Source organism: Aneurinibacillus danicus (assembly GCF_007991215.1).
Classification (GTDB): Bacteria; Bacillota; Bacilli; order Aneurinibacillales; family Aneurinibacillaceae; genus Aneurinibacillus; species Aneurinibacillus danicus.
Window position 1 is genome coordinate 1 of record NZ_BJXX01000180.1, and the last position, 14,369, is coordinate 14,369.

At 51.0% G+C, this 14,369-nt stretch carries 10 protein-coding genes; 9 read left to right on the top strand and 1 reads right to left on the bottom strand.

Annotated features, from left to right (window positions below):
- Positions 1–198: 198 nt before the first annotated feature.
- Positions 199–882, top strand: coding sequence for a flagellar brake protein (locus ADA01nite_RS18805; RefSeq protein WP_170230373.1), 684 nt, complete (start codon positions 199–201; stop codon positions 880–882).
- 191 nt (positions 883–1,073) lie between these two features.
- On the top strand, positions 1,074–1,244 hold the full coding sequence (locus tag ADA01nite_RS22265; RefSeq protein ID WP_170230374.1) for a hypothetical protein: 171 nt from the start codon (positions 1,074–1,076) through the stop codon (positions 1,242–1,244).
- 53 nt (positions 1,245–1,297) lie between these two features.
- Here ADA01nite_RS22265 and ADA01nite_RS18810 read toward each other — a convergent pair whose 3' ends face one another.
- Positions 1,298–1,507 carry a YrzA family protein gene (locus ADA01nite_RS18810; protein WP_146811967.1) on the bottom strand — a complete coding sequence of 70 codons (210 nt, stop codon included), beginning with the start codon at positions 1,505–1,507 and terminating at the stop codon, positions 1,298–1,300.
- 154 nt (positions 1,508–1,661) lie between these two features.
- Between ADA01nite_RS18810 and ADA01nite_RS18815 the strand changes: the two genes are divergently transcribed.
- The 7 genes from ADA01nite_RS18815 to ADA01nite_RS18845 all read left to right on the top strand — a co-directional run.
- Positions 1,662–2,825 (top strand): exonuclease SbcCD subunit D, encoded by a 1,164-nt coding sequence (locus ADA01nite_RS18815; protein ID WP_146811968.1) that lies wholly within the window; start codon positions 1,662–1,664, stop codon positions 2,823–2,825.
- The gene (locus tag ADA01nite_RS18820; protein ID WP_146811969.1) at positions 2,822–5,917 is read left to right on the top strand and encodes an AAA family ATPase; all 3,096 of its coding nucleotides are present in this window, start codon (positions 2,822–2,824) and stop codon (positions 5,915–5,917) included. Before ADA01nite_RS18815 ends, ADA01nite_RS18820 begins: the two co-directional genes overlap by 4 nt.
- 286 nt (positions 5,918–6,203) lie before the next feature.
- Positions 6,204–6,449 (top strand): heterocycloanthracin/sonorensin family bacteriocin, encoded by a 246-nt coding sequence (locus tag ADA01nite_RS22970; RefSeq protein WP_146811970.1) that lies wholly within the window; start codon positions 6,204–6,206, stop codon positions 6,447–6,449.
- A 180-nt stretch (positions 6,450–6,629) separates the two neighbouring features.
- A complete protein-coding gene (locus ADA01nite_RS18830) occupies positions 6,630–8,594 on the top strand; it encodes a putative thiazole-containing bacteriocin maturation protein (protein WP_146811971.1) in 1,965 nt (654 codons plus the stop codon).
- The gene (locus tag ADA01nite_RS18835; RefSeq protein WP_146811972.1) at positions 8,591–10,534 is read left to right on the top strand and encodes a TOMM precursor leader peptide-binding protein; all 1,944 of its coding nucleotides are present in this window, start codon (positions 8,591–8,593) and stop codon (positions 10,532–10,534) included. The genes ADA01nite_RS18830 and ADA01nite_RS18835 overlap by 4 nt, the downstream gene beginning before the upstream one ends.
- A 22-nt stretch (positions 10,535–10,556) precedes the next feature.
- Positions 10,557–12,137 carry a SagB family peptide dehydrogenase gene (locus ADA01nite_RS18840; protein ID WP_146811973.1) on the top strand — a complete coding sequence of 527 codons (1,581 nt, stop codon included), beginning with the start codon at positions 10,557–10,559 and terminating at the stop codon, positions 12,135–12,137.
- 439 nt (positions 12,138–12,576) lie between these two features.
- Positions 12,577–14,369: McrB family protein (locus tag ADA01nite_RS18845; RefSeq protein ID WP_146811974.1), on the top strand; the 1,793-nt coding region annotated here is incomplete at its 3' end.

Genomic DNA, 14,369 nt, shown 5'->3' on the forward strand with positions numbered 1-14,369 from the left:
ATTTTCACAGAAAAATTATATGAAAATCATGGAATGATATAGAATGATATAGTAATATTTTCTTAGTTAAACGTATTGTTAATATACCATTGAAAACAAATAAATGGCTAATAAGAATTACAATTGTAGATACAAATGCGGATTTTTCTTTTTAAAAAAGTTCGATGTGCCGCAAAAAAGACAGAGGGAGGGGATACTATGTTCCCTTTAGTGAACCAGACCGTACAGCTTGTTTCTTATAATGAAAGAAACGAAGAGAAAAAGTATAAAGCAGTGGTGGCGGATATAACCGAAGAGTTCATAATGATAACCTATCCGATAGATGAACAAAGCGGGCGTACCTCGCTTCTAATGGAAGGCTCGACGTTATACGTAACCTACAGTCATTCGAATGGTGCACAATATGAATTTATGACCGTTGTTGTACGTAGACAGCGTGAAAATATCCCGATGCTTGTGCTTATTAAACCGGCGTTAGATAATATTCGGAAAATCCAACGCAGAGATTATGTTCGCGTACCGGCAAAAGTAAAAATAGAGTGTTTATGGAAAGAAGGAGAGGAGGATAGGATGTATTCAGGTCTTACGGTTGATATTAGTGCCGGAGGTGCCAAGTTTATTTGCAACGCTAACATTAAATGGCCAGAGGAAAGAAGATTTGAATGCCGATTATATCTGCCGGAGATGAACGCAGGAAATAAACAGGGCAAGCAAGAACTCTGTATTCCATTGAAGGTGAGAATCGTCCGGCATCCGGTAATAAATGGTAATGGGACGCAGACAGTGGCCATTGTATATGAAGATATTGCGGAAGTGCACAGAGAAAAAATCATTCGCTATTGCTTCGCACGGCAACTGGAAATTAAAAATAAGCTCATGTAGGTACATATATTTGAGTGGAAAGAAGGGTCAACATTCATTATTCATATAAATAGACAATTCTGCCAATGCTCACATAATCTTCATCAAATGTTTAACGAAACGTAAAAAAATACCAACATTTCCTTAAGGTAGTCGTACTACAATAGACATGGAAGAAGCGGAAGTACCAACCTTGAGGAGGTTTATAAGAAATGAAAGAGTATTGCGCAATCTGCGGTGAACGCACGGAAGGGATGCATGTCTGTCAGAGTTGCACGGATATCGAGGAGTTCGGCTACCCGTCGTTCCCCGCTTACGCGCTAGCAGAGAGAGAAGAGACCGAGAACAAAACAGAAGAAAGAAGACTGGAATTGGTCGGCTAATAGAGAGAAGCGTCCGGTAACAGGTGAACAACCTGTCCGGACGTTTTTGTCTGCTATGGTTTGGCTTTAAAATGAACGACTGCCGTATACAGTGGCCGGCCTGAGTCTGGCTGGAAAGCAACATGGTGTGTGACTGAATGTACTTCAAGCATCAATACTTTGTTGTTTTCGATCTGTTCATCGATTTTTTTCTCCAGCGTTTTTAAGTCGTGTGCTTCAAAGAATTCGACTTTATCGTGAATGCGTTCGAGTTTAAACCCCATTAGGCTCTCTCCTTCTTTTTGTTTTTCTCCTTTCTATTATATAGCGCAATTACATGATAAAAAGAAGGCCACAATCAATCTGAAACCTTCTGCCTCCGATAGTAATTTTTGATAGAATAGAGAAAAATAGAGAATCAACCTGGGGGAAGTGGAAATGAAATTTTTTCATACTGCCGATTGGCATTTAGGAAAAATCATTCAATCCGTATATATGACAGAAGACCAGGAATTCATTCTGCGCACATTTATCGAGGCTGTGCGGGAGGAAAAGCCTGATGCCGTTATCATCGCCGGAGATTTATACGATCGCGCCGTACCGCCCACCGAGGCGGTCGATCTGCTGAACCGTACGCTGCATGAGCTTGTGGTTGAATTGAAGACGCCTGTGCTGGCCGTGGCGGGCAACCATGACAGTCCGGACCGAATTGAATTTGGCAGCAGCATTATGCGCGATCAGGGGTTGCACATTCGCGGACGGTTCAGCGGCGATGTAACTCCGGTGGTGCTGCATGATGAGTATGGCCCGATACATATTCATCTGGTTCCCTATGCCGATCCGGGACGGGTGCGGAACGTACTGGGCGACGACACCATTCGGACGCACGATGATGCAGCAAGAGCTATTACAGCACGTATTGTGCAGGCAATGGACCCGAACGCCCGGCATATACTGGTCGGTCACGCCTTTGTGACACCGTCCGGCGAGAAGGAAGATATCGAGAATGCAAGTGATGCAGAGCGTCCGCTCTCCATTGGCGGTGCGGAATATGTGCATGCCCGCCATTTCGAGCCGTTCCATTATACGGCGCTTGGTCATCTGCATCAGGCGCACCATGTCGGCAGCGAAAAGATTCGCTATGCCGGATCGCCGCTTAAATACTCGATTTCCGAAGAGCATCACAATAAAGGTTATTATGTGATACACATGGATGGACAGGGAAGAATCAAGGTAGAAAAAAGACCGTTTGTGCCACGGCGGGACATGCGGACCGTGCGTGCAACGATCGATGAGTTGGAGTCGCACGAGCGAAGCGATGACTACGTCTTTGTCCAACTGCTGGATGAAAATCCGGTGCTGTCTGCAATGGAGAGGGTACGCTCCGTGTATCCGAACGCCATGCACGTAACTCAGAATCTGATGCTTGCCCAAGTGGAAGAGTTGACGGCCGAGCGGACAGAACAGACAGAAAAAAATGATCTGGCATTGTTCCGGGCGTTCTACAAGGAAGTCAAAGGAAGCGGGTTGACGGAGGAGAAAGAGCGAATCTTCCGGAGTGTGCTCGAAGAAGTGTTCGCAAAGGAAGGGGAGCGCGTATGAGGCCGATTCGGGTAACGATGACCGCCTTTGGGCCGTACAAGCACAAGGAAACGATTGATTTCACGGAGCTTGGTGACCATCGGCTGTTTGTCATCTCCGGGCCGACCGGAGCCGGGAAAACGACAATCTTTGATGCCATTTGTTTCGCTCTGTATGGAGAGGCGAGCGGAGAGGAAAGGAACGATACGAAATTTCTGCGCAGCCATTTCGCTGACGATGAGGTCCATACATCGGTAGAATTGCTGTTTGAACTGCGCGGCCGCAGGTTTCGGGTATTCCGTCAGTTAGGACACGTAAAGGCAGGTAATAAAACGGCGACCGGTGCACAGGTTGAACTGTATGAAGTAAACGGGGACAGCGAGGTTCCCTGTGTGGATCGGTTTACGGTCCATGATATCAATGCGAAACTCGAAAGCCTGCTGGGTCTGACCAAACAGCAATTCAGCCAGATTGTCATGCTGCCCCAGGGAGAGTTTCGCAAGCTGCTGACGTCGGACACGGAAAACAAAGAAGAGATTCTGCGCCGCATCTTCAAAACCGAAGCCTACCAGGCGGTCGTCGATGCGCTGAACCGCCGCCGCCGGGAAGCGGAGGAGAAGTGCCGCACCGGGGAGCGGGAGCTGGAGAAATACATAAGCCAAATTCCGGCCGTACTGCCGGAGCGGGAGGGATCGCCGTTATTTGAAGTGCTCAAACAGGAGTACCGCAATCCAGACCAGATTATAAAAGGGCTGGATGAAGAGTACGCCCATCATGATACGCAGGCGGCCATTCATAAGGCAAACCAGATGCGGTTAGAGGAGGCATACCGTACACAAAACGACATATACCACCGGGCGCGGGCTGTTAATGAACGGTTTAGCGAGCTTGAGCAAAAGCGCGCACGGGCAGAAGAGCTGGAGAAAAACGTTGTTATAATGGAGCAGCAGAAGAAGACACTGACGCTTGCCGAACAGGCTGCCCGGCTCGAACTGCACGAAGAACATCGGGCGGACGCCCGCAGCGAAGCAGAAGCGAAGCGACGGGAGCTTGCTTGGGCCGAGCGGGCCGAACGAGAAGCGAGAGGGATACTGGAGCAGGCCGAGCAGACGTATCGTGCGGAAGAAGCAAGAGAGGGGGAACGACAGGCGTGCGCCCGTGAAACCGACCGCTTACGGGACTTGCTTCCGCTGGTGGAGGCGCTCAGCCATCGGGAAAAAGAGCTTGCGATGCGCAGGAAGCAGGTAGAGAAGCTACAGAAACAGCTTGCAGATATGGAACGTACTTTGCAGACCACTAAAGAGAGGAAGACGACGCTTGCCGGAGAGATTAAGCGAATAGAGGAGCGGGTAAAGCCGATCAACGCGAAGCGGACGCTGCTGGCAGATATGCGGATACAGGGCAACGCACTCAGGAATTATGTAAAAGCGGCGCAGGAAATCCGGGAAACGGAGCGCGGTGAAGCAGCCAGACGGGCTGTCTATGAAAAGATTCGTACGGAGTTCGAAGCCGTGGAGCGCCACTGGATGGAGGGACAGGCGGCGATGCTTGCCAAGCACCTGTATGACGGCGCCCCCTGCCCGGTCTGCGGTAGCACGGAGCATCCGCATAAAGCTGATGCACAGGACGACGGATTGACCAAAGAGTATGTGCAGGCGAAAAAGCGGGAGAAAGAAGAGGCGGAAGCACATTTCCGCAAAGCGGAGGCGCGTCTGCAGGCGGAACGAAGTGCGCTTGCGAAACTGGCGCAGGAGATTAAAGAGCACGGCTTTTCACCGGACCATGCGATCGAGCGATATTCGACGTTTATCCAAGAGGGAAAAGCGCTAAAAAAAGAAGTGGAAGAGCTGGAGAAAGACGAGCAGGCGCTTGCAGCCAAAAAAGAAACATATGAAACAATTGAACGTCAGGTAGAGCAACAGGCAGAAGCGAAAGAGCGGCTTTCAAAAGAATGGACGGCGGCGAGCGTCGAGTATGAAAAAGAAAAAGTGCGGTATGAAGACGACCTGCAGAAAATTCCCGATACGCTGCGCTCGTTTGACCGCGTACAGGCAGCGTTGAAAGAAGCGGTACAGCGGCAGGATATGCTTGCGACACGTTGGAAGCAAGCACAGGATCGCTTCCGACAGGCATCCGAATCTGTCATTCAGGCGGCCAGCGGTGCAGAGCATGCCAAGCGTCAGGTAACGGAAGCTATACAGCGAGTGGCGCAAGCGGAACAGCGCTTTATCCAGGCGCTCAGCGAAGCCGGATTCCCGGACGAGACGGCCTATCAGGCGGCAAAACGGCCTGAACCTGAACGCAGGAAGATGAAAGAGGAGCTGGAGCGTTTCGCTTCCGAACGCACGGCGGTGCAGGCGCAGATGGCTGATTTAGAAAAAGAGCTTGCTGGTAAGGAACGGGCCGACCTGGAGTCGCTGCTTGCCGAAGTCGAGCGGTTGGACGCAGCGTGCAAGCAGGCCCGCAAGGAGTATGATGCCGCTGTGATTTGCCGGGAGAAAGCGCGTGAGCTGCAGGCGCGTATCGCGGAAGCCGGGCAGAAGTTCAAGGAACTGGATCAGGAACGGGCCCGCGTTGTCGACCTGTACAACATTGTCCGAGGAGAGAACCGGTATAAAATCTCGTTCGAGCGGTATCTGCAGATTGAATTTCTGGAAAAAATTATCCACATGGCCAATCAGCGCCTATACAGGCTGTCGAACGGACAGTTTCAGCTTCGGCGCAGCGACCGCCTCGAGAAGCGGGGTCGTCAGAGCGGGCTTGGCCTGGATGTATATGATGGCTATACGGGCCTGACGCGAGACGTCAAGACACTTTCCGGTGGGGAGAAATTTAATGCCTCACTTTGCCTCGCGCTTGGAATGGCCGACGTAATCCAGGCGTATCAGGGCGGAATTTCGATTGAAACGATGTTTATCGATGAAGGATTCGGCTCGTTGGATGATGAATCGCTGCAGAAAGCGATCGATACATTGATTGAACTGCAGAGTTCGGGACGGATGATCGGTGTGATTTCGCATGTGCAGGAATTGAAGAATGCGATGCCGGCCACGCTTGATGTGCAGAAGACGAAGGAAGGCTACAGCCGGACGCGGTTTGTTCTGAAAGAATAGCTGCACGGTTGATTGCAAAAAAGTTCATATCAATAAGTGATGTAGAGAGCGGCTTGCTTTTTAGTAGGCCGTTCTTTTTTTTTTTTCGCATCATAAAAATAGATAGTTGAATCAGTAACAATAGCCCATCATAGTTCATATTTTGTCGAGGGGAGGATTCGAAGTATTTGGTGAATTTACCCATTACGCAGCTGTTTTCCTGATTATCTTTGTTCTGTCCTCTCTTCGAGTTGCTGGTTACGCTGCCGGCACAATTTATTCATTTAATAAACGGAGGCTGTAAAAAATGGATAATTTCAAAGATGAACTTCAAGAGTTGAATGTTGCTGATTTTGGGGCGGGCCAATTGGTTTATTATGACAATCAAGGCCAGCCCTACGTTGATCAATCCCGACAATTTTTTAATTGCTTCAATTGCGCCCGCTGCTTTAATTGTTTCAATTGCGCCCGTTGTTTTAATTGCTTTCATTGCTCCAATTGCGCCCGTTGTTTTAATTGCTTTCATTGTGCTCGTTGTGGCGGCGGACGTTGAGGCCCCTGTTGCTGGTTTCCTAACAGAAACAGGGGTTGCCTGAGGAGAGGAGTCTCTGCATGAATGGTTGCAGGGACTCTTCTCTACAAGAGTAGACATAAGGGACAAATAGCAGTACATAAGATGACGGTGAAAGGAATGTTGCAGATTTGAGAACAGCTCATGGTAAGGAGGAGTGGCATGGCAAATTTGCTATCTTCTACGCGTCTGAAAGTGAAAAGGGACACGTTTTTTCTCCCTGATCCAGGCGGCGGTGTGTATTTTCGGAACAACGTAAGCTCGTTCCGTATGAAAGGCAGTATGATCCATCAGTGGATTGAAAAACTGATGCCGATGTTCAACGGGGAGCACACGTTGGAGAATTTGACAGACGGATTGCCTGATCCATACAGGAACCGGGTATATGAAATCGCAGAAATTCTGTACAAAAATGGATTTGTTCGAGATGTGAGCCAAGACCGTCCGCATCAATTGGCGGATGAGGTTCTCAAAAAGTATGCTTCTCAAATTGAATTTTTAGACAGTTTTGGTGATTCCGGTGCATACCGTTTTCAGGCCTATCGTCAGGCCAAAGTGCTGGCGGTCGGCTCTGGTCCTTTTTTTGTCTCGCTGGTTTATGCGTTGATCGAATCCGGATTACCTAAGCTCCATGTGCTGGTTACGGACTCGATGCCGACCAATCGGCTGCGATTGGCGGAACTGGCGGCACATGCCCGCAAAACGGACCCCGAGGTGGCGGTAGAGGAGGTCACTCTGCAGAAACGGGGGATGAGTTCCTGGTGGGAGGCAGTGCAGCCGTTTGATTCGATTTTGTATGTGTCGCAGGAGGGCAATGTAGAGGAACTGCGGGTTCTTCATGCGATTTGCAGGGAGGAGAAGAAGGTGTTCCTCCCCGCCATATGTCTGCAGCAGGTAGGTATGGCGGGCCCGCTGGTGCATCCAGACTCTAAAGGGTGTTGGGAGTCGGCGTGGCGCCGCGTACACCAATCCGCGCTTTGCAGGGATCAGCGGTTGTATCCCTTCTCTTCCACAGCAGGAGCGATGTTGGCGAATGTGATCGTGTTTGAATTGTTAAAAAAGATGACGGGAGTGACTGAAGCGGAACAAGAGAATCAATTCTTCCTGCTTGATCTGGAGACGTTGGAAGGAAACTGGCATTCGTTCATGCCCCATCCGCTGTTGGCCGGACGTACGGCAGCCGAAAGAGTTCAAGATATGGATCTGCTGCTCGGACAGAGCTCAAGCAGAAGGGAGCCGGGTGGATTACTTTCTTACTTCAGTCAGTTGACATCGGCGACATCAGGGATTTTTCATATTTGGGAGGAAGGGGACCTAAAGCAGCTTCCGTTGGCCCAGTGCCGCGTGCAGGCAGTTGACCCGCTGTCGGATGGACCGGCTGAACTGTTGCCAGACATTATTTGTGCAGATCTGACGCATGAGGAAGCGCGGCGGGAGGCGGGGCTTTCCGGGATTGAAGCGTATGTGTCGCGAATGGCTGATTTGCCCGTTAAGGCTCTTCTCTCACATCAGGAAGTAGAGGGGAGTACGGGAGAATCGGAAGAATTTATCGGTATTGGAGCGGGGGAAACGGTTGCGGAAGGCGTCTGTCGCGGGTTGCAAAGATGTTTAACCGAGGAGCTGGGCAAGCAGCAGGTAGATCAGAGGTCCCCTGTCTTTCAGGTGCAGCTGGATGCAGTAGAAGATGAACGTTGCCGGTTTTATTTGCGGGCACTGACTGCGATGCAGGGAGCACCTGTGATCGGTTTGGGGAGGGAAGTGTCCGGTTTCCCTGTGGTATGGGTCGGTACGAGCGGCCGCTGGTATGGCAGTGTAGGTTTGAATATAACAATGGCGTTGCGGAAGGCGTTGCAGCAGGCGCTTATGAAGGCACAAAACCAGGCGGCTTGTCCCACGACGCAGGCGTTAGAGGTTTCGTCCGTATTTTTGGAAGAAAAGGTGCCGCTAAGCCTCGTGATCCCTGCGTGTGAAGAGACGGCACAATCGGAGGTTTTGCAGTTCGCCCTGCAGGTTTTGAAACGAAACGGCATGCAGCTTTTGGTCTTCGATCTGGCGCTGGAACCGTTTTTGAAAGAGGGCCCGGCGGGGGTATTCGGTGTTTTATTGCGAGAGGGGGAATCCCGGTGAGCGCTGTTGTGGCAATTATCGGGGAAGGGCTGCTGGCGGAACACGTATACGGAGAACTGTCCGCTCAATACCGGGTCGTTCGTCAGACGAATTTCGAGGCAGGAGCACCCGAAGCGGCGGATTTGGCTCTGGTGTTGCACGATGCCTGGCACCCTTTCGTTCATCAACAGGCGGAAGAGCTGCTGAGGCTAACCGGCATCCCTTGGCTGCGGGGCTTCGTTTCATTTGGCGAGGGCGTAGTCGGACCGCTGGTTCGCCCGGGTACGCCAGGGTGTTCCCGGTGTGCCGACATGCGACGCCTCATGGCAGGACACGACCGCAAGGAGATGTGGGAGCTGCAGCAGAGGCTGGCGGTGCACGGGGGAGTGCCATGTGACGCGTGGGCATCGCGCACGGGACTTTTGCAGGTAGCTCACCTGCTCGGGGCCGAGGCACAGAGGGTGCTGCAGGGCAGCCAGGCCCGCTTGGAAGGACGGGTGTTTTTGATCAACCTGAAAACGCTGAAGAACTCATGTCACTTCTTTTTGCCTGACCCGTTGTGTCCGGTTTGTGGCCGATTACCTGATGATTCGTCGCTCGCGGCCCGGATTTCACTGAAACCAACTCCTAAGATCAGCACCGACAGTTACCGCTGCCGTTCAATGGATGACCTGAATAAAGTGCTGGTCAAAGACTATCTGGATCACCGGACTGGCTTTTTGAATAGTAAAATGTATGACCTCGTGGCGCCGTTTGCCGATGTAAGTGTAAATCTTCCATTGTTCACGGGGAACGAGGGGGCAGCAGGCCGGACTCATTGCTATGCGGTAAGCGAGCTGACTGCCATTTTGGAGGGCCTGGAGCGGTACTGCGGTCTGGCACCCCGTGGTAAACGAACGGTGATCCATGACAGTTTTCGCAATCTGGCGGATCAGGCGCTCAATCCTGTCAAGGTAGGAGTACATGCGAAGGAACAGTATGCGCGGCCTGGTTTTCCGTTCAAACCGTTTGATCCTGATCGCCCAATCAATTGGGTATGGGGTTATTCGTTTTTGCAAGAGCGTCCGATTCTCGTTCCGGAGTTGCTCGCTTATTACAGCTTGGGCTGCGGGGATGGCTTTGTCTATGAAACTTCCAATGGATGCGCATTAGGCGGAAGTTTAGAGGAAGCTATTTTTTACGGCATCATGGAAGTGGTGGAGCGCGATTCGTTCCTGATGACTTGGTACGCGCAGCTGCCTCTCTCGCGCCTTGACCCTTATTCCGTTAACGACCAAGAATTGCGGTTGATGATCGACCGTGTGCGGGCGGTGGCGGGATATGATGTGTATTTATTTAACTCGACGATGGAGCACGGGATTCCAAGCGTCTGGGCGTTGGCGAAAAATAGGAAACAAAAGGGAGTGAATCTTATCTGTGCGGCCGGAGCTCATCTCGATCCGGTACGGGCGGTGAAAAGCGCGATTCACGAGCTGGCCGCCATGATGCTGACGCTTGATGAGAAATTTGAGGCGAGCCAGGAAGAGTGTATGCGAATGCTCCACGATCCGTCCCTGGTGCAGGAGATGGAGGACCATTCCATGCTGTACAGTTTGCCGCAAGCGCAGGAGCGTCTGCAATTTTTGCTGGATGAAAATCGTCCGTTGCGAACGTTTAATGAGGAATTCAAGTGGAAGGCGGGGCATGCAGACCTAACCGATGATCTGCAGGACATTCTTCAGGTGTTCCGTCGATTGAAACTCGATGTGATTGTGGTGGACCAGACGACACCAGAAACCATACGAAACGGACTGTATTGCGTAAAAGTGCTGATTCCAGGGATGCTGCCGATGACATTCGGATATCATCTTACCCGCGTGACAGGGCTGGAGAGGGTGCTCAGGGTACCGGTGGAACTCGGGTATGCGAAGCAACCGCTGACGCTTGAACAGCTTAATCCACATCCGCATCCGTTTCCATAAGCCGTGACGAGGAGGGAGAAGAATGAGTCTGGAGGCATTTCTGCACAATTTGCATTTTGACATTGATAAGGCAAGGCCGCCGGACTGGGAGGTGGATTGGGAAGACGCACCGCTTGCATATAAGCTCTACCGTGGCTTGCCTGTGGTTCCGTTTTCCCCGGAAGTACCGCTGACGCTCGAAGGACGGGAAGCGTCCGCGAAGCCCGACCTTAGTGAAATCGGTCATTTTCTCTGGTACGTATTCGGGCTTACTCAATTCTGCCAGGCGGCTTTTGCCCTGGATTACACGGAACAAACGGTGAGCCTCATGCAGTCGTACCGGCGGTTTGTTCCCTCCGGTGGAGCGTTGTATCCAAACGAAGTATACGTGTATCTGAAGATGGAGGATGTGCCTGCCGGAGTGTACCATTATGATGTGGCGCACCACCGCTTGGTGTTGTTACGAGAAGGCGATTTCGATTCATATCTGGCCAGGGCCCTTGGCAATCGCTGTGATGTGTCTGCTTGTTTTGGCACTGTTTTTGTGTCGACGATGTTTTGGAAAAATTTCTTTAAATACAATAACTTTGCCTATCGTCTGCAAGGACTGGATGCTGGCGTGCTGATCGGGCAGTTGCTGGAGGTGGCGAAGCGGTTTGGCTTCGCATCGGGGGTGTATTTCCAATTTCTTGATCGGGCCATCAACCATCTGCTTGGGCTATCCGAACAGGAGGAGAGCGTATATGCGGTTATTCCGCTGTCGGTGGAGCCTGCAATTGCTTGGTTTGCTAACGGGAATGACGTAGATGGGACTGTCTTTGCTACCGAATTGTGCCGAGAGTTGACAGCGGTTCGGCATGATCACTACATCCGGTCACGGAGAATCATAGAGTGCCCGATGCTGATCAAGATGAACGAAGCGTCCCTGCTGGAATCACTGCGATCGTTTCAGCAGAATGAGGAGGAGAAGAGCGTTAGCTGTGGGGGCCAGGTGGTGGCTCTGCCCCGCGTGAAGCGGCTGTCATATGATCTGGCGTCGATCTGCCGGGGGCGATATTCACCGAACATGGATTTTGTTTTGGGTAAGGTAAGCCAGCCGCAACTGGCTACTCTGTTGCAGGAGGCGATGGCTTTCTTCCCGTATCGAAATGATTTGGATGGAGCACATGGGAGACTTAAGTCCCGTGTTTCGCTGTATGGTTGTTTGTATAACGTTAAAGGCATTCCGGATGGTGCTTACCACTATGATAGCGCTTCTCATACGTTACGGCGGGTACGTCCCGGAGATCATCGGCTTTGGCTGCAGCACGCAATGTCTGCGGACAATGTAAATCTGTTCCAAGTACCGCTCTGCCTGCATGTGGCAGGGGACAAAGATCACCTCAAAACAGCACTGGGGTACAGAGGATATCGCATCCAACAGATGGAAGCGGGTATGCTCGTGCAGCGATTACTGTTGGCGGCGTCCGCCATCGGGATGGGAGGGCACCCCCTCCTTGGATTTGATGCAAACTCGTGTGATGAGATTTACAAGATGGATGCGCAGGGAAAAACCAGCCTCATCCAAATCCCGGTCGGTCCCTATCGTCATCGCCCCTGGCTGACGGGAAGTTTGCATAGCTAAGAGGGGCACACGCCCCGCGAGTTTTTCCTCGTTTACAAATGGAAGAAAGTATATTTGCTTTATCATGATAAAGCAAATATACTTTCCTATACCAGAACACAGCCGGGTGATTCACTACCCGGCTTTTACGACTAGTTGTCACACACAGGCGGTAATGAGTGCGAGGGGCAACACAATACGCCGAAAATGTCTACGCCGAAACCAAGTGCCGTTTGTTTTGTACCCTCTACTTCTTACTTACCAAGAGTAGGGTTTAAATAAAATCCGCTCGTCATTTTCTGCTATATAACTTAAAATTTCTTTTTTTTCGACATTTTTTTGCAAGAGTCAAGTTATACTGGTTTTGCAGCACGTTCAGATAAAAGTATAAGAGAACCTTTTATATGTTCAGGTTAACACGGGCTGAATCCAGAGCGAAGAATGAAGGAGGAATGTGGCAGTGCCACAGCAGATAACCGAATGGATACGGACATATTTGGCGGATGATGAAGCCGTCAGACAGGCGCGCGAAATTGAAGAGAAGAAAGCGGCCTTTCTTGCACACTTCAACGAGCTGGACCGGCTGCGTCAGGGAGATATGACGCTTCTCCAATTCAAAAAAACGCTCGATCACAAGACGAAAAGCAAGCATATAATCGGCGGCAAGAAAATCAACATCTGGGGATTTAGCGGATTTTCCGGTCAGATGTTTTTCAATCAAATTTATAATCAGGCCGAATATGCCGACATGGTGGAAGAGCTGACGGCAGCATTTCTTCAGGCAACCGCGATTCCGTCGCATGAAGAGGGCGACTATGAGTGGACGGTAGATCGGCTTTCCGCTTTCGTAGAGACCGTCTATCGCACGCAAAAAGCCGCCATGGAGAAAGGATACGCCCCGCCTAAGCTTGCGAATATCAAATTTGCGCCATTCTTTCTCAGTTTTTTCTGGGGATTGCAGGATCTGAAGCGCTATCCGATTTTTTACAAAGCTGACCGTGATGCGCTGGCGTACTTCGGATACGACTCCGACGGCAAAGACAAACCGTTTGACAGTGCTGCTTACCAGCGTTTCGCCCGGTGTATCCGGATGCTGCGCGATGAAATGGCAGGCCTAAGTGGAATGACATGGAGTCTTGCGGATGTGCAGCACTTTCTGTTTTATGTTTCGCGCCGTATAGCCGAACCGGAAAAGGCTGCCGATCGAGCAGGAAATCTGGAGGAATTCCGATCGGCACAGCGCCTTGCGTATTTACTTCGCGAGTATAATTTTATTGTGTCCCGGGCAGAAGAGGTGGATGCCGCACATTTCGAGTTGCCGGAAGAGCACCGGAACAAAATTGTCTGGCGGTTTGCCGGGACGGAAGGGGACGCAATGCTGGCGTATGTGTTCATCTGGGACACGCCTGCTGAATACATCTGCACGATTTATGAAGAAAACGAAGAAGGGTTTCTACGTAAGCTGCACACGATTGAAGCCGAAGACGAAAGAACGTTTCTTGCGAAGTTTGCTGATTATCTGGCGCGTAAAGGAGACGAATGGCCTTTGTATACGCTTGATGATGCAGTAAAGGATACGCATCTGGAGCGAGACGTGCTGGAGGAATGGCTGGATGTGCTGCATGAGAAGAAACAGATGATTATATACGGACCGCCTGGCACCGGCAAAACATACACCGCGCAGCGTCTTGCGAAAATCGTAACGCAAAGCGAGCGAAGGATTTGCCTGGTACAGTTCCATCCTTCCTACACATACGAAGAGTTTATTGAAGGCGTGCGCCCGGAGGTTATTGAAGCGGAGAACGGTACGGCGCATATGAATGTTATGGTTCAGCCGGGTATTTTTCTGAATCTGTGCAGCGAGGCGCTTAAGCAGGAGAATCGCGATTGTGCCTACGTGCTTATTATTGATGAGATCAATCGCGCCAATACGGCGAAAGTATTCGGGGAGCTGCTGTATGCGCTTGAATACCGTAACTCTGCCATTTCGCTTCCGTACTCGAAAAACAAAATGATCGTCCCGGACAACCTCTATCTTATCGGAACGATGAACACGACCGACCGATCGCTCTCGCAGCTTGACTTTGCCCTGCGAAGGCGATTTCCGTCCGTGTCCATATCGCCGCGCGAAACGGAGCGAGTGCTGCGTACGTATCTGGCGGAACATCATCCGAGGATGATGTGGGTGGCCGAACTTGTCCACCGGGTTAATGAGAAAATTGGTAATCCGGATTTTTTTCTTGGCCATAGCTA